This window comes from Anaerocolumna cellulosilytica (genome assembly GCF_014218335.1).
GTDB lineage: Bacteria > Bacillota > Clostridia > Lachnospirales > Lachnospiraceae > Anaerocolumna > Anaerocolumna cellulosilytica.
On sequence record NZ_AP023367.1, the window covers coordinates 5209966 to 5234532 of the forward strand.

The following is a 24567-nucleotide window of genomic DNA, read 5'->3' on the forward strand; positions in this document are numbered from 1 at the left end:
TATTTATGTAACAGCACCCCATGTGCATATTACCGTAAGATACGTTCCTTACCCTTTTACCGCACCAACCATCATTCCTTTTGTAAAGAACCTCTGGATAAAGGGATAAGCAATCAGCATCGGAACCATGGAAAATACAATGCTTGCATTCTTAATATTTTCCGGTGTTAACTGGATTGCAGCATCTACTATTTCCTGTTGGGAGATAACGATGGAATCCATTAATTGTTTTAACCGTAACTGTACCGTCTGTAGATTTGAATTGTTAATGTAATACATAACGTCACTGACACCGTTCCATCTGTTTACCGCATAAAATAAACTTAAGGTAGCAATGGATGGTTTTGCAAGAGGTATGGCAATATTAATCATGGACTTTAATTCAGAACAACCGTCCATATACGCCGCCTCATATAACGAATTATCAATTCCTGAGAAAAAAGTTCTTAATATAACCAGGTTATAAGCACTCAAAGCTCCAGGAATTGCAATGGCCCATACCGTATCTAATAGATTCAAACTCTTAATATTTAAGTAGTGAGGGATAATACCTGGGTCAAAATACATCGTAACCACAATCAGACCCATTAAAAGTGCCCTGCCTGGAAGTTCCTTTTTGGACAAAGGATACGCTGCCAGTATCGTAAGAAACATAGCCAGTAAAGTATGTCCTGCGGTTAACAGTATGGAATAAAAGAAGGATCTCATAAAGCTTGCGTTAGAGAAAACCTTCGCATAAGCATCCAAATTAAATCCTACCGGAAATATTCCTACTTCTCCCGTTGCAATTGCACTTTTTGAGCTTAAAGAAACAGAGAGTACATTCAACAAAGGTATGATAGTTATTAATACAATTCCGATAAAGAATATATTTAAAAAGAGCTGAAAGAGATTTGCTTTTTTATTTGTTTTTGATTCATAAACAGACATTATAAAATACCTTCCTCTCCAAGCTTTTTCACAATTTTATTAACTGAAAGAATCATAATTACACCTATTATCGACTGGAATAAGCCTATCGCTGCTGCAAAATCGAAACGGCCAGCACCCAAACCTACTGAATACACATATGTGCTGATAACCTCAGATGTATCCTTTACTAAAGCATTGCCAAGCATGTACGGTCTGTCAAAACTGATAGCCATTACCTTACCAAGACTCATAATTAACATTGTTGTTATAGTTGGTCTAATCTGCGGAATAGTAATATGCCAGATACGTCTCCATCTTCCAGCGCCGTCAAGATAAGAAGCTTCGTAAAGACTGGTATCAACACCAGTTAGCGCTGCCAGATATATAATCAAGCTGTAACCAGCACCCTGCCAGATTCCGCTAATCCAGTATACAATTCTCCAGCTTTGCGGATTGCTTAAGAAGTCTATCTGGGATAAGCCCAGATTCTTTAATAAGGTATTTACCATTCCTGCACTGGAAAATACCTGCGTGATAATACCTCCAATGATAACCCAGGATAAAAAGTGAGGCAGATAAGTTACCAGCTGTGTTATGGAACGAACCTTTTTACTACTCACTTCATATAAGAGTATTGCCAGAAAAATAGGAATGGGAAAACCGACAATCAAATCACCAATATTCAGAACTAACGTATTCTTAACAGCAGTCCAAAACGTGGTAGAGGCAAACGCTTCTTTAAAGTATGTAAAGCCTACCCAGGGACTATCCCACATTCCCTTAAAAATATTATACTTTTTAAAAGCTACTACCGTGCCTAACATCGGTTTATACTTAAAAAGTATCAACTGTAAAAAGGGTAAAACCAACATAAGATAAAGTGCTTTATATTTCCAGATTTGTTTACCCAGACTATTTATCTTAGACGATGCTTTTTTTTGATCCTTTAATGTCTTGCTCATATTTTGCACCCTTGTCTAACACACCTGTCAGAATGTGTTATTGCCACAATTAAATATGGTTGTAAGAACTGTTTCGTGGCATTCCTTTCTGTACTTATTTTTTCTTTCAACCTATCAGTCATGAAGTCATAATTACTTCACAAATATAAAAGTGTAGAATTTATGATTTTAAGAATTCACACTGCTCCCATTGGATGCTTATCTTTTTCGACGATTCGCTTTCAGCATTTCCCTGATAAAATTTTATATATATAATAACCAGTTTTTTTATAGCATATCATTGCGTTTCTATGTGTATTATGGTAACAAATACGAATTGCAAAAACTACGCCTATTTTGTCATTTTTTGAAATATAACTCGCATTTATTGCTTATTGCCCTTAATATTATACAGGTTTATCAGTGATTCCCTTTCTGTTATTAGGCACATTGTTAAATTATTGAAAGTTTATACGATTCATATTATATATAAATAGACCTTTATTATACGTTTTTACGGTCAACCTGCTTAACACTTGGACGAAAAAAAGAAGATTACCTCGAGGTAACCTTCTTTTTTATTTTTAAATGTATGAAAAGATCATACTGGTATTTACATGGAATTACCAGTATTTATCCGAATGAGGACAGTAGTTTTTCTCTACAACTGCCCGAAGCTCAACAAAACAGCCACAGATTCTGCACATTCCGTTTAAAAGATTCTCACAAGTTTGGCATAAATCAAGTCTTCTCTTATATTCCTTCGGTTCAGCTTTAATATCTTTATCTAGATGTGCAATATATTCATATAAACTTTTAAAGTAAGCCTCTTCCGGCATGTCTTTTAACAGACATTTCCGGCAATAGCCCCTGCTTGACTCAGTCTCCGTCATTTTCTCTGTTTTCCTATTGTTATTCTACTTCAAAATGAAGGACACTACAAGGAGGAATATTAAAATCAATTCCCTTATCCGTCGCCTTAAAGTCTTTAAATTCTTCTACGTGAACTACATCTGGATTGTCAAAGGTATTATGAGCACCCATATCATTGGTAAGGATTTCTGCTTTTACGGACTTAATATCCCAATCCACCAGAACACCGCTTACGTCATAACCTTCTGTTACAGAAAGGTTATTAATGGTTATATGTAATTTGCCGTCTTCTCCAATAGAAGCGGATTCCTGAAGGTTCATTACCTTAGCATCCAAGTCACCAATTTCCTTAGTTTCCACAAAGCTGTCTACAAGAGTCGCTTCCTGATGGCATTTATACATGTTAAATACATGATATGTCGGGGTAAGAAGCATTTTCTCCCCTTCCGTTAAAATAACAGATTGCAGCACATTCACAAGCTGTGCTATGTTAGCAATACGCACACGATCACTGTGCTTATTAAATATATTTAAAGTAACACCTGCTACCAGTGCATCTCTCATAGTACTTTGCTGATACAAAAAGCCTGGGTTTGTACCTGGTTCAACATTAAACCAACAGCCCCATTCATCTACAGCCAAGGCAATTCTTTTTCCCGGATCATATCTATCCATAATTTTAGAGTGCTTTGTAACCAGTTCGTCCATATAAAGCGCGTTCTTTAAAGTCTTGTACCAGCCTTTTTCACTAAATCCTGTTGCCGCACCTTTATCATCCCAGTTATTCTCAAACGTATACGCATGCAGAGAAAGAGCATCCATATGACGGTGAGCAATGCGCATTACAGTATCACACCAATTATAGTCATCCACATTAGGTCCCCCGGCTACCTTATATAGCCTGTTCTCTCCGTAATTTCTGCAATAGGTTTGGTACCTTCTGTACTCATTTGCATAATGCTCCGGTGTCATGTTACCGCCGCAGCCCCAGTTCTCATTACCTACTCCGAAGAATTTAACCTTCCAAGGTTCTTTTCTACCGTTCTTTGCTCTTAGATCTGCCATTGGAGATACACCATCAAAGGTCAGGTATTCCACCCACTCAGACATCTCCTGCACGGTACCGCTTCCTAAATTACCGTTGATATATGGTTCACAGCCTATCTGCTCACACAGTTCCATAAACTCATGGGTACCAAAACTGTTGTCTTCTAAAACGCCGCCCCAATGCGTATTAATCATTCTCTTTCTGCTTTCCTTCGGGCCGATACCATCCTTCCAGTGATACTCATCTGCAAAACAGCCCCCAGGCCATCGAAGCATAGGAAGTTTCATTTCTTTTAATGCTTCTACTACATCCGTCCTCATTCCTTTTTTATTTGGAATTTTGGAATCCTCCCCAACATAGAGTCCCTCATAGATGCATCTACCAAGATGTTCTGAAAAATGTCCGTAAACTTCTTTATGAATCTTTGATTTTTTGTTACTTGCATTTACCACAAGTCTAGTCATAAGATACCTCCAACCCATTGTTTTATAATTCCCTAAAGTATTTTAACTTCATATAAATATGCACTATTGTACTCTATTTACCGGAAAATGTCAATGTTAAAAACTCTTTATTTCATAAAAATGTAAATACTTAAGATTATACTAAAGCATTAAAAGCAAGTTTATTTAGAAAGAAAAGCTAAAAATGTACTATATTTTTTTCCCTTGTTGAGTTAAAATAGGGACAATTACTATTGATGACTTAGGTAATTGCAAGCAGTCTTTGAATAACCACTTATAAAGATGACATTTTGTAATTATCTATAATAATGGAGGTTTATAACATGTTATTCGGCGCATTAGAAGCTGGCGGTACCAAAATGGTAATGGCCACAGGTAACGAAAACGGTGAGATTTATGAACAGGTGTCTATCCCTACGGAAAGTCCTGAGGTAACAATTCCTAGAATTATAGACTATTTTAAAGATAAGGAGATAACCGCCCTTGGTATTGGTTCCTTTGGTCCAATTGATCTTGATAAGAATTCAGACACTTATGGTTATATCACTTCTACTCCTAAATTGGCATGGGCTAACTATGATTTGGTGGGAACAATAAAAAAGGCCTTGCAAGTTCCCATCGGTTTTGATACGGATGTGAATGGCTCTGCTCTCGGAGAAGCTACATGGGGCAGTACAAAAGGGCTTCCTACAAGTATCTACATAACCATAGGTACAGGCGTTGGGGTTGGCGTATTTCAAAACGGGGCACCGCTTCATGGCATGCTGCATCCGGAAGCCGGTCACGTGCTTTTGAGCCGGCACCCTGAGGATACATTTGCTGGTTCCTGTCCCTACCACCCTAACTGTCTGGAAAGTCTGGCTGCGGGACCAGCTATTGAAAAACGTTGGGGTAAAAAGGCAATTGATTTAAAAGATAATACTAAGGTATGGGAACTGGAAGCATATTATATTGCACAAGCTCTTGTTGGATATATTCTTACCCTTTCTCCTCACCGAATTGTATTAGGTGGTGGTGTAATGCACCAGGAACAATTATTCCCACTTATCAGAACCCAGGTAAAAGATTTATTAAACGGATATATAAAGACTCCTCAGATTGAGGATATCGACACTTATATTGTACCAGCGGCTTTAAAGGATAATCAGGGTATTATGGGTTGTATCCAACTTGCCAAATTAGAATTACGATAAACTCGTATTTCTCTTATTAGAAAATGAAACTGATATAAAACAAAATGAACACTAGAAGAAGCTCTATGATTTTCCTATTATTCACTCTGAAAGACATGTGCCAGTTGTGTGCAAACAACATACAACGTATGTAGAACTTTGCATAAACAACTGGCAAAAAGTCTTGAAATCGGTAAGTGAAGAAAAATCATAGGGCTTCTTAATATAATACAATCTAAATAGCGCAGCTCCGCCTGCTTCCGACGTTTTTACATTACTCTTCTTTTTTAAGAATCTGTCGAATACTTTTTTCTACCTGCTTCCTTGGAAGCATTATCTGATGTCCGCAGCCTTGGCATTTAAGTCTGAAATCCATCCCTACACGAAGAACTTCCCATAAAAAGCTGCCGCAAGGGTGCTGTTTTTTAAGTTTTACAACATCTCCTACTTGTATATCCATTGCATGTCTCCTCCTGCTTAGTAATTCTAATAAATCCTATTTTAATGTCTAGTTCATTGCATTTTTAAACCAGTACAAAAAGAAGCCTCTGCTTTAACTTTACTTCTTTTGATTATATTTTATCAAAATATAAATTTCCTCTTGCATTTTATTGCCACATGATATAGTATATGAATATATTATATGTAGTATTGAAAACTACTTATTGCAACTCATCAAACCAAGTGGTATAGTTTTTAAGGTTTGAAGAATACTATCTTTATGTAACCGCTTCCCATAATCAATACGTAAAACAAACTAACTTTATTTTTAAGTAATTGTACTATTTTCTTTGAATAACCTTCTTAGAGGTAGCATTTCTTAATTATCAAAATTTAATTTATGAAAGGAAGGATACTCATGTCTAAAAAATTAATGAAAGCAAAAGACCCCGGAAGTGCTATTACTCATTTTATCGGAACTCTAATGGCAGCCTTTGCAGCACTTCCACTTTTAATCAAAGCAGCAAAAGCACCGGATGTAGTACACTTCATATCCTTAGGAATATTTGCTCTTAGTATGATATTATTATATACAGCAAGTACAGTATATCATACCTTTGATTTATCTGACAAGATTAACCGCCGCCTGAAAAAATTTGATCATATGATGATATTTATACTTATTGCCGGTACGTATACGCCGGTATGCCTCATCGTTTTAAACGGGCCTGTTGGTTATGGCTTATTGGCACTTATCTGGGGTATGGCTTTACTTGGAATGGCATTGAAGGCCTTCTGGGTCTATTGCCCGAAGTGGGTATCCTCCGTTATCTACATTATTATGGGCTGGACCTGTGTTCTAGCCTTCTCACCGCTGTTAAATGCCCTATCACCTGCTGCCTTTAACTGGCTGCTGGCAGGAGGTATTATATATACCATAGGCGGAGTAATCTACGCCTTGAAACTCCCTATTTTTAACAACATGCATAAAAATTTCGGTTCCCATGAAATATTTCATCTTTTCTGCTTGGGAGGAAGCTTCTGCCACTTTGTGTTAATGTATGAGTTCATAGTAAATATGCCTTTATAATCTTTCCACCAATAACCAGTCATATTGTATCAGCCTGCTAACTAAAGTAATATACAGACTTTTAGCAGGCTGATACTTGCGTTCAGGAACAGAGATTCACCTTGACAGGAATTTATACATATGATAATATTAATAATGATTATTATTATTGGAGGTGAGTTATGGCTACTATAAAATTCAGCCGTCAACGGGAATCTATTAAAGAATACCTGGCTAATACAAAAGAGCATCCTACTGCCGATATGGTATATATGCACATACGAAATATATATCCAAATATCAGCTTAGGTACGGTATATCGCAATCTGAATCTGTTAGCGGAACAAGGTGAAATCATTAAGCTTTCCCATGGTACCGGTTCTGATCGTTTTGATGGCAATACTTTACCTCACTATCATTTTGTATGTACGGAATGCTCCTGTGTAGAAGATTTGGATATTGCTCCCGAAGTAATTAAAAGATTGAATCAGGCCGCCGGCAGTCATTTTAATGGCCGGATTGAAGGCAATTCAACTTTCTTTTATGGGAAATGCTCAAATTGCATTCCTAAATCCTAAACTACTGTCCTATTAAGGAAGTATGATATAACCACTGAGCTTTAGACAAAAAAATAAAGGATTAATATAAAGCCTTGTCCCCTATCCGGCAGACCTTATGTTAATCCTTTTCTTTATATATAAGAATATATAAGATATTTTTTCAGTATTTCTTAGAAAATGAAAAAAGAAAGAAAAAGGTATTGACAAATCTCTGCTCTTGTTATAATATAATAACAGTAATCGTTACTATTATTAAAAAATAAATTAATTTTAAAGGAGAATAAGTATATGAAAAAATTTGTGTGTCAAGTATGTGGTCATGTTCATGAAGGAGATTCCGCTCCGGATCAATGTCCAATCTGTAAAGCTGCTGCTTCTAAATTCACTGAACAAACAGGTGAAATCGGCTGGGCTACTGAACACGTAGTTGGTATCGCACAGGGCGTTAGCGAAGACATTATTAAAGACCTGAGAGATAACTTCACTGGAGAATGCAGCGAAGTTGGTATGTACCTTGCAATGGCAAGAGTTGCTCACAGAGAAGGATATCCTGAAATCGGATTATACTATGAAAAAGCTGCTTATGAAGAAGCTGAACATGCTGCTAAATTCGCAGAATTACTTGGCGAAGTAGTAACAACAAGTACTAAGAAAAACTTAGAACTAAGAGTTGCTGCTGAAAATGGTGCTACTGCTGGTAAATTTGACTTAGCAAAACGTGCAAAAGCTGCTGATCTTGATGCTATCCATGATACTGTACATGAAATGGCTAAAGACGAAGCTAGACATGGAAAAGCATTCCAAGGCTTATTAGAAAGATATTTCGGTAAATAATTATATAGTATACCTTAACATAAGTATTTGTCATTCTCAATAGGTTCATCCTTATAAATACGGCCGCAGTATGCTTGTTATACTGCGGCTGTTTCGTTTTTTCTAAGTTATGCAATAGATTAAAGTTCCAGTTCATAAAACCTGTTAAACAAGAAAAGTCAATTTTTCCGCTTTTCCTTAATTATCTCTATATTTTTGGTAATAAAGTCACATCTTTGCTGTACACATTCAACTGAGCGCAATGGATCCTTTGGTGTGTTAAAGGTATAATCAAGAAGCTTATCAATGGTTGTGGCAGCCACATGAAGTCTTGTATCACTAGAGGCATAATAAATATAAACCTCCCCGTTCTCATTTACAATAGCACCATTGGTAAAAGCTACATTGGATACATCACCAAGCCTTTCGCTGCCTAACGGAGCAATTAAAAATCCTGAAGGTTCTGCAATAACTTTGGAAGGCTCTTTTAAATCCGTTGCAAATACATAGATAACATATCGTAAACCAGCGGCTGTATTTCGTACCCCATGAGCTATATGAAGCCAGCCCTTCTCCGTTTTAATAGGAACAGCACCCGCTCCGTTTTTTGCTTCGGTTATGGTGTGATACTTTCTTTCACTTGTTATAATTTCTTCCTGTATTACCGCATTGGTAATGTCTTCACAGGTACCAAAGCCAATGCCGCCCCCTGAACCTGTATTAATAAAATCATCCATGGGTCTAGTATAAAATGCATATTTACCGTTAACGAATTCCGGGTGAAGAACAACATTTCTCTGCTGAGGAGAATGTAACGTCTTTAAATTCTTAAGCCGTTCCCAGTTTTTTAAATCCTTTGTCCTAACAATACCCGCCTCAGCCTTTGCAGCAGACAAGTCATTGCTGTTAGTGTCCTTGCTTTCCGAACAAAATACGCCATATATATATCCGTCTTCATGCTTTGTAAGTCTCATATCATAAACATTGGTTTCCTCTTTGTTGGTATCTGGAAGAAGCATGGGATAATCCCAGAATTCAAATCCCTCCGTAGGACTGTTGCTACAGGCAACACCAAAGAAGGACTTGCGGTCATTGCCTTCAATTCTGGCCACCAAATAGTATTTACCATCCAGTTCAATGGCGCCGGAATTAAACACTGCATTGACTCCCAACCGTTCCATAAAATATGGATTTGTATTCTCATTAAGATCATATTTCCAGAACACGGGAATATGGTCTCTGGTTAATACCGGATTCACATAACGATTAAAAATACCGTTATAAAAGGAACTTACTTCATTTTTTTTATGAATCAATTGCTGATATTTTTCTTGTAAAATATAGTATTGTGGATGCATCTATAGTAACTCCAATCTGTGTGAAAGAGCCTATAGCTCTCGTGCTGTCTGCACCTTGCACACTAACAAATCAAGATGTTAAAAAGCGCTTCAGGCTTACCTGTCTCAAATCAGGCTCACCCGTTCTACCAGTCAACATTTCTTTTAATTACTTCAAAACACATTCTGCCATTGTGATATGGGCACTTCCAAGGCCCGGCTATTTCCTTCCGGCTAACAGGTTCCCCTTCTTTATTCACATCATAAAACCATTCCGAACCCAGTCTTTTATCTATGATATAATTCTTAGTAAAATCCCAAATTTTTTTCGCTGCTTTTTGATATTCTTTCCGTTCTGTATTTAGCTGATAACCGTTAATAAAACCTAAGATAGCTTCTGCTTCTACCCACCAGATTTTAGTCGTATCTACTTCCCCATGAAAGCATTCATTGTTTAGGGAATTGCCATCAAAACCCTCCTCTAAAATATGACGGCGTAACGCTTCCGTCACCTGAAACATCTTCTTGGTGTAAGCATTATCTCCTAACACTTCACAACCTCTGTCTATAAGCCAGGATGCTTCTATATCATGTCCATAAGAGTTCAAATCAGATAACGTCCTCATATTTTCATCAAAGAATACCTCTAACATTTGTCTTTTGGGGTTATACAAAACCTCTGCAAACTGGTTCATTATCCATCGTAATTGATTCCCCACTCTTTCCTGCTTATCAACACGGTAGAGCTCGGTGTAAGCTTCAAATACATGGAGGAGCGTATTCATAGTCTTACTGGCCATCAAACCATTCTCTGATAATTTATCATTGTCAACCGGCTCAAAGGCCTGATTAAAAGCCTCCAGGTAGCCGATGGAATCCTTACATCTGGTTTCAATTAAATCAAATAATTCATAAGCTAACTGCAAAGCTTCCGCATCTCCTGTGGCACCATAATAGGAAGACAGGGCATATATTGCAAAAGCCTGATTGTAAGTGTGCTTCGTGGTGTCCGCTGCATTCCCGTCATATTGAAGCGACCAGTGAACTCCTCCGTATTCCTTGTCCAAACAATAGTCCTTTAAAAACTTATATGCATGTTTTGCATACTCAATGCACTCTTCATCATTTACAGTAGTGTAAGCATTGGCAAAAAACCATAAAATCCTGCTATTTAATATAACACCCTTTGTTGCTTTCTTGTGCAACTTTAAATCAAAGTCCAGATAACCATAAAAACCACCATACTCTTTATCCTTTAAGTTCTTCCAGAATGGTATAATATTGTTAAAAAGAGTATCTTTTACTTCCTGAATAAACATGCAAAATCCATCCTTCCTTACTATGATATACTATTACACTCAATATGCATTCGATTATGTAAGTTAGCAATCTTATTATAACACATAGGGAAACAAAAACAAGCGTATTTTTCGCTTTTAATGCACATTCTTATTGCTTTTATAATGCATTTATGTCGCATTTATTCAGCATTTATATACTATACTTAAAACTTCTATCACACGCTCGTACTATATACCCTTCTCACGAATAAACCCTATGACCTTAAGGCTTGCCGAATACTGTAATTTAATGTATAATCAGAACAAACCAGTTATTGTTTTATATGGGAGGAATTAAAATGTCACATTCTAATAATTACAGTTCTACTGCAAAAGACCTGACCCCAGAGAAACATAGTGTAAATAAAAGAATGAAACTGACTGTAGCCGGTATTCTCATCTTTATTATAGTAACCATACTCATTAAAGTTACTTTCCTCCTCACTCCCGCTTACGAAAAGCCAATTCAGTCTTATACTGCTGCTATTCAAAATAGTGATTTCAAAAGATTGGTAAACGCTTATCCAGACTACATCCAAAATGAATTAAAAAGTATCGCAGCACAGTTTTCAACAGAAGAAGACTACATGAATTTATTGACTGAAACCTTAGAAGATTCTTATGGCGAAAAAATAAAGCTAACGTATCACATAAAAGACAAGGTGAAACTGTCAAAAGATAAACGGAGAGAAATAGAGGCTGCGATTACTAGTTATTACAATAAGGAGATTGAGATAAAAAGTGGCTACACTCTAATTATAGACTTAATGATAAAAGGGGTCGACAACTCTCATACGGAAGAACTTACTTTTAATGTTATTAAAATTGATTCCAATTGGTATCTGGCAGATATGTTGAACTGGTAATTCCTTTTCAGAACATATAAATTTCAGTAATCAAATAATAAACTACAACAATGTATGAGAACGGAACCTTTCAATTCGTTTTCTTATACACTATAATAGTATCATGCTTATTATTTCTATGTAGTTTTTGTATTTAAGTGATTGTAAGGAGAATAGGGTTGAATAAAAGATATTCACCCTCTTGATTTGTACGTGACCAATGGTCACAGATAGGAGCTAAGAATGGAATTTTTTGAACAATTTGGTACCAATCTCTCGAAAAAAGGAAAAGATGTAGCCAAAATAGCTAAAGATATGTCTGAGGTTTTTAAACTCAACTCTAAAATCAGCAGCTGTGAAGAAACGATTAAAACAACCTATGAACAAATTGGTAAAAAGTATTATGACTCCCACAAGACAGAACCGGCAGAAGAGTACCAGGCGTTATTTACAAAGATAGCCGACACCTATGCTTCTATTGCACACTATAGAGATGAAATTCAAAGCATTAAAGGCGTAGATATCTGTGGTAGCTGTGGTGCAAAAATGCCTGTAAATTCATCATTCTGTCCTTCCTGCGGTATAAAGCGTGAGGAGAATGCGTCTTCTCCATCTGAAGCAACTACAGAAGATATTACAAAGGAAATGGATACACTAAAAGAAGAAATTTTTGAAGAATAAATTGTTTATTATAAGGAATTTAGAATAATAACAGGGACTGTTGCAATAAATATAAGAATTCATTCGTTTGAAAGCTTTCTTATACCAAATGCAATAGTCCCTGTTTTATATTAATGATTTATATTAATATTTTATTTACTTTCTGTTAGCCGGTTCTATATTAATGTTCTTACCCTTGATTTTTGCATCCTTCATGACTTGAATCACATCGGAAGCATATTCCCTTGGGACTTCTACAAACGTATATTTATCATACATATCAATGGAACCGATTAATTTTCCGGGCATTCCTGTTTCTCCTGCAATTGCACCAAGAATATCACCCGGTCTGGTATTTTGTTTCTTACCGATATTGATAAAAAGTCTTACCATGCCAGCTTCCGCACCAGTATCGCCATAATCTTGATGGCTGTTGCTGTTATCTTCAATCGCTTCGTTTTCATCACCCATGGTCATTTTTAAGAAAGCTGCTGCGATATCTAAAGCTGTACAGTCCGCCATATTAACCTTTGCTTCAACCACTTCAATCATTTTTGTTAAATCTTCATTTGTGATGATGTCTTGAACACGGTCTAGGATTTTTTCAGCCTTTACCGCTGTTACATCATTAATTGACGGAATAGGCTGTGCAATGATCTTTGTTTTACAATATCTTTGTATATCTTTTAGTTTATATACTTCTTTACCAACAACAAGCGTAAAGGCTCTTCCAGTTCTTCCGGCTCTTCCAGTTCTTCCGATACGGTGAACATAATATTCATCATCCTGAGGAACATCGTAGTTAAATACAGCTTCTACATCATCAACATCAATACCTCTGGCTGCAACATCTGTAGCTACGAGAATTTCCGTCTTTCCGTTACGGAAGCTGTTCATAACACGGTCACGCTGCTGCTGTTTCAAATCACCATGAAGACCTTCCGCAAAATATCCCCTGCCTTGTAAAACAGAGACCAGTTCATCCACTTGTTTTTTTGTATTACAAAATACCAGAGATAACTTAGGATCATGCATATCCAATAACCTGCATAAAACCTCATCTTTATTCTTAGGTTTTACTTCATAGTAATATTGCTCAATCTTAGGCACAGTAAGTTCCTTTTTCACTACCTTAACAATCTGTGCATCTTTCTGATAGGTTCTCGCAATATCCATGATAGGCTTAGGCATAGTTGCGGAAAATAAAACCGTCTGTCTTTCTTCCGGTATTTCCTTAAGGATTGTTTCGATATCTTCACGAAATCCCATGTTAAGCATTTCATCTGCTTCATCTAATACAACTAACTTTACATCCTCAAACTTAACGGTCTTTCTTCTCATATGATCCATAACACGGCCAGGTGTTCCAATTACAATCTGGGTGCCTGCCTTTAAGGAACGAATCTGTCTTGAAATCTCCTGTCCACCATAGATAGGAAGTATCTTTATTCCATGCATAAAAGCTGCTAATTTTCTTATTTCATCTGCAATCTGTATAGCCAGCTCTCTGGTAGGGCTTAATACGACTGCCTGTAAATGTTTATTTTTAGGATCTATAGATTGTAATAAGGGAATACCAAAAGCTGCTGTTTTACCTGTACCTGTCTGCGCTTGCCCCACAATATCCTTACCTTCTAATACAATGGGAATAGCATTTGCCTGTATGGGAGAGGCTTCTTCAAACCCCATCTCAACAATAGCTTTTAATATCGGCTCAGCGATTCCTAATTCTTCAAATTTAACTGCCATAGTTATTTAGTTTCCTTTCTTTCCTTGAAATCTTTTATTATTTTATCCTGCTGCGGTTCCATATAATCTAAAGTCAGCAATAAACCGGCAAACACCAATTCTACTGATCATAATAGTCACACACCACTGCTAAGCACCTGCAAAAGATATTCATCTCAATACAGAGAGAAAACCCATAAAAAAAGCTCTTGGTCTTTTGGGACAGAGAGCTTAAATTTCATATATTAGCTATATTCTTAAACTATTCCTTTGCTCTAGATGCTTAATCCAGATAAACGTACCATAGGTATTATAACATGACACCTTTCATTCGTCAAATTGTTTTCATAATTATTTTTATATATACAATCTGGTAAATTAAGATAATTTAAGCTCTTGTCAGAAATCTAGGTATAAAATACCATATGTTCATTAACCGTATCATTTTACAATTCATCCATTAAAAATATATCTTTTCTTACCTTATTTATTATAGAAAGTACTCTTTGTTCCACTAAGGACGCAGCTTGGTTAATCTCCTGTGAAGTATTAAGATTTGGAATAAACCCCGCCGCCATCGTAGCGTGACCACCACCATCACCTAAGTCTGTAAGTGCTTCTTTAATAATTTTTCCGGCATCTATTATACCTGCCTCACTACGGATGGAAAATTTAAGTCCACCTACACGATATGAATATACAAGTGTTACGTCTACCTCAGACAGGCTGAGTAAAAAATCTGAAATGCTTCCAATAATGGCTTCTGAACAGTCATCGCCAATACGGGCAATTCCCACTCTGCCATAAATTCTAAGGTTGCGCATGGCTTCCTGGTAAGCATTTAGGTCTGCCTTTCGTAAGCTACTGCTCTCCAACTTTTTTAGTATTTTTAAATCAGCATTTTTAAACAGGTATGCAAACATCTCTACATCATGTACACTTACTCTCTTCGTCAGGTTATCCGTATCCAGCTTTATTCCGTAAAGCAGAGCCGTAGCGACCTCCTTTGACGGTTTTAACTTATTCTCCATAAAATATTCCCCGATTATGGTGGAACAGGCTCCAATCTCACTTCGAATATCATAAAATAGATATCCCTTGGTATCCTGTTTGGGATGATGGTCAATACAGGCAATTTTTCTTCCCTCAAAGGACTTAACATTTACATTGCCCTGTTGAGAATCTACCAGAATGACTTCATCTTCTTTCGTAAATGTAACCTCCTCCATATTCAGCGGACTGATTTTAAGAAGTTCTACCATATTAAGTGTATTATACTTATCTATTTGACCACTGTAGCAAATGGTAGAGTTAATGTCTTGCGATTCTAATAGAAACTGAAGTCCGTATGCCGTTGCCAATGCATCCTGATCCGGATAGTTGTGTGTCTGAATATAGATATGCGCTCTTGTGATTACCTGAATAAGCTGTTTTAGCTTTGTCAATGAAAATCACCCCTTTACATCATAAAGCTTTTACACTTTATGGTTATTATAAACGATACCTGTTAAAAATGCACGGAAAACTTCCCTTTATTCTATAATTTGTAATACCAATTCTATTAACTCTCTTTCTTTGTTAGTGCTTTTCCTTAAATATTTTTTACCTTTGCACTTAACTGATCATTCTCCATATTAATAACAATAATGTCTCCCTCTCTTACCTGATCACTTAGTATTAGTCTGGCACTTAAGGTCTCAATGTGTTTTTGCAAATATCTTTTAAGAGGTCTTGCACCGTATACCGGATCATAAGCCTGCTCCATGACAAAACTCTTTGCTGCTTCCGTTAACTCTATGGTAATATTTCTGTCCACCAGACGGTGGTTTAGGTCTGCTATCAATAGCTCTATAATATTTCCGATATTATCCTTCGTTAACGGTTTAAATAATATAATTTCATCCAATCTATTTAAGAACTCCGGCCTGAAATAATTTCTAAGGTCAGTCATAACCAGACGTTCACAATTACTAGATACCTCTCCATTCTCCATAAGTCCATCTAATAGGTAGGAAGAGCCTATATTAGAGGTCATAATAAGGATGGTATTCTTAAAATCAACGGTTCTGCCTTGGGAATCGGTTATACGTCCATCATCTAAGACCTGTAATAATACGTTAAAGACATCGGGATGTGCTTTTTCAATTTCATCAAATAGTACAACCGAATATGGCTTTCTTCTGACTGCCTCCGTCAGTTGTCCCCCCTCTTCATATCCTACATATCCCGGAGGTGCCCCAATCAGACGAGAGACCGAATATTTCTCCATATATTCACTCATATCTATTCTAACCATATTCTGCTCATCATCAAATAAAGAGGCGGCTAACGCCTTCGCCAGTTCAGTTTTACCCACACCGGTAGGTCCTAAAAAAAGAAAGGAACCAATAGGTTTTGTTGGATCTTTAATTCCCGCCTTCGAGCGTATAATTGCATCTGTTACCTTATTCACACCCTCCTCCTGACCAATGACTCTTTTGTGAAGTTCCGTATCCAAATGAAGGGTTTTATTTCGTTCTCCTTCGGTCAGCTTTACTATAGGTATACCTGTCCAGCGGGAAACTATTTTCGCAATCTCCTCTTCACTGACACTTTCATGTACTAACGTATGTTCTTCCCTCTTAAGCCGCTCCTCTTCCTCTGCCAGTTGTTTGGTAAGGTAGGGAAGCTTTCCATATTTTAATTCTGCTGCTTTATTAAGGTCATAATTACGCTCTGCCAGTTCAATTTCTTTATTTAATCCTTCCAGTTCTTCACGAAGTTTCTGTACCTTCTCCACGCTGTTTTTTTCATTATCCCATTTCGCTTTTTGTGCTGCAAAAGCTTCCTTCGCCTCGGCAAGTTCTTTTTGTAAATCTTCCAGGCGTTCCCCACTCAGGCGGTCGGTTTCTTTTTTTAGCGCTGCTTCTTCAATCTCCATCTGCATGATACGTCTGCTAATGTCATCAAGCTCGGTGGGCATAGAATCGAGTTCTGTTTTAATCAGAGCACAAGCTTCATCTACCAAATCAATTGCTTTATCTGGTAAAAAACGGTCGGAAATATAACGATTTGACAGTATTGCAGCCGAAACTAATGCACTATCTGTAATCTTAACGCCATGAAACACTTCATACCTATCCTTAAGTCCTCTTAGAATCGAGATAGTATCCTCTACCGTCGGTTCATCCACCATTACCGGCTGAAATCTTCGCTCTAATGCTGCATCCTTCTCAATATACATTCGGTATTCATTCAAGGTTGTTGCACCAATACAGTGAAGCTCCCCACGCGCTAACATGGGCTTTAACATATTGCCGGCATCCATAGCACCATCCGTTTTTCCTGCACCTACTATGGTGTGAAGCTCATCAATAAATAATATAATATCACCTTCGCTTCGTTTTACCTCTTCCAGCACGGCCTTTAATCGTTCTTCAAATTCTCCGCGGTATTTAGCACCTGCAACCAGTGCACCCATATCCAGTGCAAAGACCTTCTTATTTTTTAAACCTTCCGGTACGTCTCCTCTAACAATCCTCTGAGCCAATCCTTCCACAACAGCAGTTTTACCGACTCCCGGTTCCCCAATGAGTACCGGATTATTCTTGGTTTTTCTGGATAAGATACGAATTACGTTACGTATTTCGGCATCACGTCCGATAACCGGATCTAGCTTCTGGTCTCTAGCCCTTTCCACCAAATCATATCCATACTTTTCCAATGTATCGTAGGTGGCTTCCGGATTATCCGATGTAACTTTCTGATTTCCTCTTACTGTTTGTAAGGCTATTAAGAAATCTTCTCTAGTAATTCTAAAGTTATGAAATAATTCCTTGATGGCTCTACTTGGTTGTTTTAACAGACTTAAAAACAAATGTTCCACAGATACATAGGAATCTCCCATGGTTTTTGCTTCATCTTCTGCATACACTAAGACTTTATTCAAATCATTGCTTACATAAAGCTGTCCGCCAGATACCTTGGGACGTTTCTTTAGCAGTCCTTCCACCTGTGCAGTAAACACTTCGGTGGTTATATCCATTTTCTTTAATAATTTGAGTATCAGGCTGTCTTCCACTGTTATCAAGCTATAAAGTAGATGTTCCTGATCTATCTCCTGATGCCCGTAATCCATAGCAACCTTCTCAAAGTTTTGCAGAACCTCCATAGATTTTTGCGTAAACTTACTAATATTCATATACACCCATCCTTTCCGTTCATAATTGTTTGTTCTATAACTAATATAACACTTATAGCAGAATTGTCAAGAAAAATTTGCATACATCGCTCTTGTTTTCTCTATTTACATTTAAGTGTATTTTTTACCTTTTTGTACATTACCACTATAAGGAATCTGCAATTTATTAGACTGATTTCAGCTTTTAATACATATAGATTAATAAACAATATAAAGGTGGGTTGTTTTAATGACAGAGGCAGAAAGATACAAAATAACCAGTAACAATTTTGCTGACATTATTATAAGCAATGACAGTGTTTTAAACCTACCCGAAGGTATACCAAACAGCACAAAAAACGTTATTAATCAGCAATTTGCCATTTATCATATACCACTAGAATATATGACTCTTGATAGTATCTACAAATTTGGTTATTACTCTGTCCCTACCTGCCTGGGGCTGCTGTCTGACCTGGTAAACCACCCTTACCAATATTCCAGACTTCCGGAAATCTTTTCAGAAAATCTAAAAGGAAATGGTGTTATTATAGGTTTTATTGATACCGGAATCGATTATCTTAACAAATCATTCTTAAACCAAGATAATACGAGCAGGATTTTATCTATATGGGATCAATCCATTGATAGTGATACTTATCCGCCAAATTTTTTTTATGGGACTGCTTACAACCAGGAACAAATTAATCAGGCATTGCAAAGCAGTAATCCCCTATCTATTGTGCCAAGTAAAGATGAGATTGGTCATGGAACCTTATTGGCTGGTATTGCTGCTGGGACACCCCAGTCTGAATACGCCTTTCGGGGAGTCGCACCGGAGGCAGATCTTGCCATCGTAAAATTAAAACCTGCCAAACCTTACTTAAAAGAATTCTATGCTATTCCGCCAGATGCCGTCTGCTTTCAGGAAAATGATATAATGATGGGCGTACAATATCTGGATGATTTAGCAAATACATTAAATAAACCGCTTGTCATATGTCTAGGCATAGGAACGAATCAGAGCGATCACACCGGCACGCGCCCCTTAACTAGACTTCTGGCAAGAATTAGTGACTATTATGGCCGCTCCGTTATTGTAGCTGCCGGAAATGAAGGCAATCGAGGGGCCCATTATTACGGAGATATTAAGCCCCCTGCCCATTATGACAATGTTAGTTTACATGTAAGCGAGGCAGAAACAGGCTTTACCTTACAGTTTTGGGGTACCTCACCCAACCGCTTCTGGATTGATTTATTTGCCCCTGATGGTTCATTTCTTGCCAGAGTCCCCCCATCACCGCTTAATTCTATCATTATTGATTATCAGAATACTATAATTATAGCCGACAGTCAGCTTAAAGAGCCCTTTACTACTGAACAGTTAATTGTCTTACGGTTTCAAAATCCTCTGCCAGGGCAATGGCAGCTTATTGTATATGGAGCAACCGGAGATTTACCTATGCAGTTTCATTTTTGGTTGCCCATTCACAATTTTGTTAATTCCGAAACAATTTTTTTAAAACCTAATAATTACACCACCATTACAGCACCAGGTAACTCGCCTTCTATGATTACTGTCACGGCTTATGATACCGTTACTACAACTCTGTATTATTATGCCAGCAGAGGTAATACCGTAACGAACTATCCCAAACCAGACATATCCGCACCGGGCGTAAATATTACCGGCCCCTTTTTAAATAATCAAATGATACGTACCTCCGGAACCAGCTTAGCTTCCGCCTACACCGCCGGTATTTCTGCCATGTTAATGGAGTGGGGTGTAGTAAAGGGAAACTTATCAGATATGAACAACCTTCTCATTCGAAAAATTCTTACACAAAGTGCTAAAAGAAAACCGGATTTAAATTATCCAAACCCTGATTGGGGTTACGGCACAATTGATATTAATAGAATCAATCGTGCTCTTAGTGATATTCTTATAGTACCCGGTTTAAGGTAGCGTCTAGGCATAAAATTGAAATGATATTGGGTATCAAAAAGACCTGCTAACAAAATAATTTTGTTAACAGGTCTATTAAACTTCCAGTTTATCGAATGATACCTGCCTGTGCAGAGTAGTCAGAACAGGTTGGTTCCTTATTCCTTACTAGTTAATTGCTCAGGATATCAATTTATTGGTGCACTTACAGTAACATACTCAGCTAATAACTTTAAGGTATTCTCCAAAGCTTTGCGGTGGGTACGTTCCATTCCATGAGAAGCATGAATCCCTTGCCCGATTAAAGCACCACGGATATTGTTACCGCCTCTTAATGCAGCAGATACGTCAGAACCATAATGTGGGAAGATATCCACTACGTAATCAATCTGTTTCTCTTTTGCTAATTGAATTAAATTGGTGGTCAGTTCATAGTCATAAGGGCCACTTGAATCCTTTGCACAGATAGACACTGCATACTCTGTCCCATTTAAGTCATCGCCTATGGCTCCCATATCAATTGCTATAAATTCTGTAATATCCTCCGGTAACCAGCTAGCTCCAAATCCAACCTCTTCATAATTACTGATAAGAATCTTTATATTCTTAGTAGGGATTACTTTGTTTTCAGACATCTCTTTTAACATTCCTAACAAAACTGCTACAGAAGCCTTATCATCCAAATGTCTTGACTTGATAAAACCCTTTTCAGTATATGCAAATTGGGGATCAAAGCTTACATAATCTCCACTGTTTATCCCAAGTGCAAGTACATCCTCTTTATTTTTTACAATCTCATCAATGCGGATTTCCATATTCCGTTCGGTTCTTTCCAAATTTCTTGCATCATCATAACTATGTACTGACGGACTTTTGGAAAGAATTGTACCCGTATATACTCTTCCTTCTCTGGTATGTATCTTGCAATAGCTGCCTTCAATGCTTTGCATGGTATAACCACCAACAAGACTAATTTTTAACATTCCCTGAGCAGAAATAGAGCGAACCATCGCACCTAAGGTATCAACATGGGCCGATAAGCCAAGTGTTTCTTCATTTTTCCCTTTAACAGCTACTACTAGTCCTCCTCTCTGATTATAACTGCAAGTATAACCAAAGCTCTCAGACTGCTTTTTAACATATTCCATAACTTCTTTTGTAAATCCGGAGGGACTTGGAATAGTAACAAGCTCCTCTATTGTACGAATAATATAATCCATTGTATTCATAACAAATCCCAAGGCATTTGATAAGTTCTGCTCTTTATCAAAATGCGCATCCTTTCTTACAGTCTATAACTTTACCCATTGCGAAACAGTCATTTCATACTTATTACTTCTCATAGGCAGAAGCAATTAGTCCAACTCAGCCAGTATCGCACGACAAGGCGATCCATCACTACCGGCAAGCTTTAGAGGGAGTGCTGATAATAAGTATCTGCCTTCTGGTACTTCTGCCAGACAAATGCCTTCAAGCAGTACCACCTCTTGTTCTAATAACTCCAGATGCACCTCCATAGGTGCATCCACAGGCCCTACACTTAGCCCTTCTACGCCAATTAGATCCAGACTGAATTTATTAAAAAGCCGTGCCATTTCCAGAGTCACCGTTATATTTCCCTTTAGTAACAGCTTTTTTTCACAAATTTTTAGTATCCCCTCCACCAGTGTTAGATCCGGCTGACTTTCAAAATGTACTACCGTACAATAGCCAAAACACTTTTCCAGCGCAAGCTCTTCCATCGACTTGCCTTTCTCTATGAAATGATACGGCGCATCCAGATGTGTACCATTGTGGGCACACATACGAAACACTGTCAGATTATAGAGTGAACCCTCAGATATACTGCATTGCTTCTCAAAGCTTGGTTTTTCATCTCCCGGATACACCTTACTAGAAAATACTTCTTGTGTAATATCATAAAGCTTCATCCAGATTCCCCCTAATCCTATTCAACCCCTTTTAAGTAACTTCCTGCTTTAATCTAAGTCAATATCTAACTCTACCGGACAATGGTCGCTTCCCAGAGTATCTTTATGAATAAGGCTATCTTGTATTTTATCCTTTAAGCATTCAGAGACAACAAAATAATCAATACGCCAGCCCGCATTCTTTTCTCTTGCCTTAAACATATAAGACCACCAGGTATAAGCCTCTGTAACCTCCGGATAGAGGTAGCGGAAGGTATCGACAAAACCATTGCCTAAGAGTTCTGTCATCTTGGCTCTTTCTTCTTTGGTAAATCCAGCATTTTTGGTGTTAGTTTTCGGATTTTTTAAATCAATCTCCGTATGAGCAACATTTAAGTCCCCACACAAAATAACTGGCTTAAGCTTATCCAGCTTTAAAAGGTATTCACGGAAATCATCTTCCCATTCCATCCGGTAATCCAATCTGGCAAGCTCTCTTTTCGAATTGGGAGTATACACCGTTACTAGATAGAAATCCTCAAATTCCAGAGTAATGGTTCTTCCTTCATCGTTATGTTTATCAAGTCCTAAATCGTATGCCACCGAAAGAGGCTCTTTTTTTGAAAAAACTGCCGTACCGGAATAGCCTTTTTTAACAGCACTATTCCAGTACTGGGTATAGCCATCAAAAGCGATTTCGGCTTGCTCCTGCTGCATCTTTGTTTCCTGGATACAAAATATATCAGCATCTGCCTGTTTAAAAAAATCCTCAAAACCCTTTGTAATACAGGCCCGAAGGCCATTTACATTCCATGAAATAAGCTTCATCACCAAACCTCCTTTTGTATATCATCCTTAATTCTGGCTTTTAAAATTTTGTAATAAAATTTCCTTTAATTCGGTCAGATTTCCTGCAATATAGTCTGCTCCTGCTTTTTTAAGTTCCTCTTTACTTCCATACCCATATAAAACACCTACCACCGGGATATTGTTTTCCTGAGCGCCTAAAACATCATGGAGACGATCTCCTACCATAACAACTACATCGGAGTCACATATCTTATTTTTGTCTAAGGCATATCGGATGACATCACCTTTTTTGCTCCTGCTCCCATCAAGGGTCGCACCGCAGATGTCTATAAAATACTTCTCTAATTGAAAATGCTTAAGAATTGCTGCTGCATAAATCTCAGGTTTTGAAGTCGCAACTATTAACTTCATTCCTTGATTTAAAAGCTCCTTACATACATCCTCAATACCCTCATAAACAACATTCTCATATAATCCGGTAGGTACAAAATATTCCCTATACCCTTCAACTGCTTTTAATGCCTCCTCTTCGGACATGTTCCAGTGATTCATAAAACCTTCTTTAAGAGGAGGTCCGATGTGTTTACATAGAGAATCTAAATCCGTGACCTCAATTCCCATCTTATGAAGAGCATATTGAATGGATTTTGTAATTCCTTCTTTTGGGTCGGTAATCGTACCATCTAAGTCAAATAAAATATACTCCATGCATCCAATCCTTTCGTAACTCTGTCAAAAAAGTCCTTCTATACTTAGTCATATAAACTGCTGTAATCATCCAGGCGTTTCTTTAGTAATGTAAAAATATCCTCTAAAGACATATCTTTTGCATTATCCACCCGAAGAGAAAAAGGGGGATAATTCATACTCAGATTCGCTTTGGCGATTCGTTGTTTATTTGGTGAAAGTTTTTCTACAAAGCCATGCTCGTCTTTTGGCAATACCCCTATTACCTTACCTTCCGGCAACTTGACAATGCAAAAACTCTCAATATCCAAAAAAGGAATGTACCCTACTGAACCTCCGTCCGAACTGTCAATAATTCCGTCAAAGGTTATTGTTATCAGTGGTTTTTTCTGCAAGGCTTTTCCCATTAGCATGATTAAGCGTAATGTAAAGGAGACAAAAGCAATAAAACCAGTCAACCATAGTAAGGTTTTCCTCTCCCTCATCCCCAAAATCCATAAAACCAATGATACAATTACAAGTATAAAACTTAAAGCCATCCACCGTAGTGTTTTTGATTGTTTTTCTTCAATTACAATCTTTTCCACTTAAAAACCTCCCTTAACTTACGTTAAGCCCTACTATCCGCAATCTACCTATCATTTTATATGTTAGATAGAAAAAAAGCAAGTAAACCAAGTATAATTTTTACATTCATTGAGGCTTTTTTTCATAATTCTATGCTGTCTGTCAAGAATAAATTTCTAGTATGTTCTGCTTATAGTGTGTCTGAAAACTTCTTGTTTTTGATAGGCGTTCCTCCTTGTTTGTACACATCAAAATTCGTACGATATATACCTCAGGGAAGAGTATT

22 protein-coding genes are annotated in these 24567 nt (G+C 37.4%); 7 read left to right on the top strand and 15 right to left on the bottom strand.

The genetic code is table 11. From position 1 onward, the window contains the following. Window positions 1–48: 48 nt before the first annotated feature. The 4 genes from acsn021_RS21745 to acsn021_RS21760 form a co-directional block, all read right to left on the bottom strand. A complete protein-coding gene (locus acsn021_RS21745) occupies window positions 49–930 on the bottom strand; it encodes a carbohydrate ABC transporter permease (RefSeq protein ID WP_184092177.1) in 882 nt (293 codons plus the stop codon). Beyond that, window positions 930–1874, bottom strand: a complete 945-nt coding sequence (locus tag acsn021_RS21750; RefSeq protein ID WP_184092179.1) for an ABC transporter permease — start codon at window positions 1872–1874, stop codon at window positions 930–932. Before acsn021_RS21750 ends, acsn021_RS21745 begins: the two co-directional genes overlap by 1 nt. A 602-nt stretch (window positions 1875–2476) precedes the next feature. Then, window positions 2477–2746, bottom strand: coding sequence for a DUF6171 family protein (locus acsn021_RS21755; RefSeq protein WP_184092181.1), 270 nt, complete (start codon window positions 2744–2746; stop codon window positions 2477–2479). 19 nt (window positions 2747–2765) lie between these two features. Beyond that, window positions 2766–4238 carry an alpha-N-arabinofuranosidase gene (locus acsn021_RS21760; protein WP_184092183.1) on the bottom strand — a complete coding sequence of 491 codons (1473 nt, stop codon included), beginning with the start codon at window positions 4236–4238 and terminating at the stop codon, window positions 2766–2768. 323 nt (window positions 4239–4561) lie between these two features. Between acsn021_RS21760 and acsn021_RS21765 the strand changes: the two genes are divergently transcribed. Continuing rightward, window positions 4562–5431, top strand: coding sequence for an ROK family protein (locus acsn021_RS21765; protein WP_184092185.1), 870 nt, complete (start codon window positions 4562–4564; stop codon window positions 5429–5431). 253 nt (window positions 5432–5684) lie between these two features. Here the strand turns inward: acsn021_RS21765 and acsn021_RS21770 are convergent, their stop codons facing one another. After that, entirely contained in the window at window positions 5685–5870 is a 186-nt protein-coding gene (locus acsn021_RS21770) for a DUF951 domain-containing protein (RefSeq protein ID WP_184092187.1), read from the bottom strand. Window positions 5871–6269: 399 nt separating this feature from the next. Between acsn021_RS21770 and trhA the strand changes: the two genes are divergently transcribed. The 3 genes from trhA to acsn021_RS21785 all read left to right on the top strand — a co-directional run bounded on the left by trhA (window position 6270) and on the right by acsn021_RS21785 (window position 8314). Next, window positions 6270–6941, top strand: coding sequence for a PAQR family membrane homeostasis protein TrhA (gene trhA, locus acsn021_RS21775; RefSeq protein WP_184092189.1), 672 nt, complete (start codon window positions 6270–6272; stop codon window positions 6939–6941). Between the two features lie 161 nt (window positions 6942–7102). Next, window positions 7103–7498 carry a Fur family transcriptional regulator gene (locus acsn021_RS21780; RefSeq protein ID WP_184092191.1) on the top strand — a complete coding sequence of 132 codons (396 nt, stop codon included), beginning with the start codon at window positions 7103–7105 and terminating at the stop codon, window positions 7496–7498. Window positions 7499–7768: 270 nt separating this feature from the next. Further along, window positions 7769–8314: an NADH peroxidase gene (locus acsn021_RS21785; RefSeq protein ID WP_184092193.1), complete on the top strand. Its 546-nt coding sequence runs from the start codon at window positions 7769–7771 to the stop codon at window positions 8312–8314. A gap of 158 nt (window positions 8315–8472) precedes the next feature. Here the strand turns inward: acsn021_RS21785 and acsn021_RS21790 are convergent, their stop codons facing one another. Both acsn021_RS21790 and acsn021_RS21795 read right to left on the bottom strand, forming a co-directional pair. Next, the gene (locus acsn021_RS21790) at window positions 8473–9651 is read right to left on the bottom strand and encodes a glycoside hydrolase family 130 protein (RefSeq protein ID WP_184092195.1); all 1179 of its coding nucleotides are present in this window, start codon (window positions 9649–9651) and stop codon (window positions 8473–8475) included. Window positions 9652–9776: 125 nt separating this feature from the next. Then, entirely contained in the window at window positions 9777–10949 is a 1173-nt protein-coding gene (locus acsn021_RS21795; RefSeq protein WP_184092197.1) for an AGE family epimerase/isomerase, read from the bottom strand. A gap of 320 nt (window positions 10950–11269) precedes the next feature. Here acsn021_RS21795 and acsn021_RS21800 point away from each other — a divergent pair, with 320 nt between their 5' ends. Beyond that, entirely contained in the window at window positions 11270–11836 is a 567-nt protein-coding gene (locus acsn021_RS21800; RefSeq protein WP_184092199.1) for a hypothetical protein, read from the top strand. 222 nt (window positions 11837–12058) lie between these two features. Next, complete coding sequence (locus acsn021_RS21805) at window positions 12059–12496, top strand: HEPN domain-containing protein (RefSeq protein WP_184092201.1); 438 nt, start codon at window positions 12059–12061, stop codon at window positions 12494–12496. A 135-nt stretch (window positions 12497–12631) separates the two neighbouring features. Here acsn021_RS21805 and acsn021_RS21810 read toward each other — a convergent pair whose 3' ends face one another. The 3 genes from acsn021_RS21810 to clpB all read right to left on the bottom strand — a co-directional run bounded on the left by acsn021_RS21810 (window position 12632) and on the right by clpB (window position 18383). Further along, entirely contained in the window at window positions 12632–14224 is a 1593-nt protein-coding gene (locus acsn021_RS21810; RefSeq protein ID WP_184092203.1) for a DEAD/DEAH box helicase, read from the bottom strand. 425 nt (window positions 14225–14649) lie between these two features. After that, window positions 14650–15648 (bottom strand): DHH family phosphoesterase, encoded by a 999-nt coding sequence (locus acsn021_RS21815; RefSeq protein ID WP_184092205.1) that lies wholly within the window; start codon window positions 15646–15648, stop codon window positions 14650–14652. Between the two features lie 146 nt (window positions 15649–15794). Continuing rightward, window positions 15795–18383 carry an ATP-dependent chaperone ClpB gene (clpB, locus tag acsn021_RS21820; protein ID WP_184092206.1) on the bottom strand — a complete coding sequence of 863 codons (2589 nt, stop codon included), beginning with the start codon at window positions 18381–18383 and terminating at the stop codon, window positions 15795–15797. 229 nt (window positions 18384–18612) lie between these two features. Here clpB and acsn021_RS21825 point away from each other — a divergent pair, with 229 nt between their 5' ends. Next, entirely contained in the window at window positions 18613–20328 is a 1716-nt protein-coding gene (locus acsn021_RS21825; RefSeq protein ID WP_184092207.1) for a S8 family peptidase, read from the top strand. 167 nt (window positions 20329–20495) lie between these two features. Here the strand turns inward: acsn021_RS21825 and acsn021_RS21830 are convergent, their stop codons facing one another. The 5 genes from acsn021_RS21830 to acsn021_RS21850 all read right to left on the bottom strand — a co-directional run bounded on the left by acsn021_RS21830 (window position 20496) and on the right by acsn021_RS21850 (window position 24301). Then, window positions 20496–21536 (bottom strand): M42 family metallopeptidase, encoded by a 1041-nt coding sequence (locus acsn021_RS21830; protein WP_184092208.1) that lies wholly within the window; start codon window positions 21534–21536, stop codon window positions 20496–20498. A gap of 126 nt (window positions 21537–21662) precedes the next feature. Then, window positions 21663–22238: a cyclase family protein gene (locus tag acsn021_RS21835; protein WP_184092209.1), complete on the bottom strand. Its 576-nt coding sequence runs from the start codon at window positions 22236–22238 to the stop codon at window positions 21663–21665. 48 nt (window positions 22239–22286) lie between these two features. Next, window positions 22287–23045 (bottom strand): exodeoxyribonuclease III, encoded by a 759-nt coding sequence (locus acsn021_RS21840; protein ID WP_184092210.1) that lies wholly within the window; start codon window positions 23043–23045, stop codon window positions 22287–22289. Between the two features lie 27 nt (window positions 23046–23072). Beyond that, entirely contained in the window at window positions 23073–23735 is a 663-nt protein-coding gene (locus acsn021_RS21845) for an HAD family hydrolase (protein WP_184092212.1), read from the bottom strand. 44 nt (window positions 23736–23779) lie between these two features. Beyond that, on the bottom strand, window positions 23780–24301 hold the full coding sequence (locus acsn021_RS21850) for an STM3941 family protein (RefSeq protein ID WP_184092213.1): 522 nt from the start codon (window positions 24299–24301) through the stop codon (window positions 23780–23782). Window positions 24302–24567 lie beyond the last annotated feature (266 nt).

Bases quoted from the DNA above. Each gene is read 5' to 3' on its own strand.
- acsn021_RS21845 (WP_184092212.1), bottom strand. From the start codon at position 23,735: ATGGAGTATATTTTATTTGACTTAGATGGTACGATTACCGACCCAAAA.
- acsn021_RS21770 (WP_184092187.1), bottom strand. From the start codon at position 5,870: ATGGATATACAAGTAGGAGATGTTGTAAAACTTAAAAAACAGCACCCT.
- acsn021_RS21765 (WP_184092185.1), top strand. From the start codon at position 4,562: ATGTTATTCGGCGCATTAGAAGCTGGCGGTACCAAAATGGTAATGGCC.
- acsn021_RS21790 (WP_184092195.1), bottom strand. From the start codon at position 9,651: ATGCATCCACAATACTATATTTTACAAGAAAAATATCAGCAATTGATT.
- acsn021_RS21810 (WP_184092203.1), bottom strand. From the start codon at position 14,224: ATGGCAGTTAAATTTGAAGAATTAGGAATCGCTGAGCCGATATTAAAA.
- acsn021_RS21830 (WP_184092208.1), bottom strand. From the start codon at position 21,536: ATGAATACAATGGATTATATTATTCGTACAATAGAGGAGCTTGTTACT.
- acsn021_RS21780 (WP_184092191.1), top strand. From the start codon at position 7,103: ATGGCTACTATAAAATTCAGCCGTCAACGGGAATCTATTAAAGAATAC.
- acsn021_RS21825 (WP_184092207.1), top strand. From the start codon at position 18,613: ATGACAGAGGCAGAAAGATACAAAATAACCAGTAACAATTTTGCTGAC.
- acsn021_RS21760 (WP_184092183.1), bottom strand. From the start codon at position 4,238: ATGACTAGACTTGTGGTAAATGCAAGTAACAAAAAATCAAAGATTCAT.
- clpB (WP_184092206.1), bottom strand. From the start codon at position 18,383: ATGAATATTAGTAAGTTTACGCAAAAATCTATGGAGGTTCTGCAAAAC.
- acsn021_RS21805 (WP_184092201.1), top strand. From the start codon at position 12,059: ATGGAATTTTTTGAACAATTTGGTACCAATCTCTCGAAAAAAGGAAAA.
- acsn021_RS21745 (WP_184092177.1), bottom strand. From the start codon at position 930: ATGTCTGTTTATGAATCAAAAACAAATAAAAAAGCAAATCTCTTTCAG.
- acsn021_RS21755 (WP_184092181.1), bottom strand. From the start codon at position 2,746: ATGACGGAGACTGAGTCAAGCAGGGGCTATTGCCGGAAATGTCTGTTA.
- acsn021_RS21795 (WP_184092197.1), bottom strand. From the start codon at position 10,949: ATGTTTATTCAGGAAGTAAAAGATACTCTTTTTAACAATATTATACCA.
- acsn021_RS21800 (WP_184092199.1), top strand. From the start codon at position 11,270: ATGTCACATTCTAATAATTACAGTTCTACTGCAAAAGACCTGACCCCA.
- trhA (WP_184092189.1), top strand. From the start codon at position 6,270: ATGTCTAAAAAATTAATGAAAGCAAAAGACCCCGGAAGTGCTATTACT.
- acsn021_RS21840 (WP_184092210.1), bottom strand. From the start codon at position 23,045: ATGAAGCTTATTTCATGGAATGTAAATGGCCTTCGGGCCTGTATTACA.
- acsn021_RS21835 (WP_184092209.1), bottom strand. From the start codon at position 22,238: ATGAAGCTTTATGATATTACACAAGAAGTATTTTCTAGTAAGGTGTAT.
- acsn021_RS21750 (WP_184092179.1), bottom strand. From the start codon at position 1,874: ATGAGCAAGACATTAAAGGATCAAAAAAAAGCATCGTCTAAGATAAAT.
- acsn021_RS21785 (WP_184092193.1), top strand. From the start codon at position 7,769: ATGAAAAAATTTGTGTGTCAAGTATGTGGTCATGTTCATGAAGGAGAT.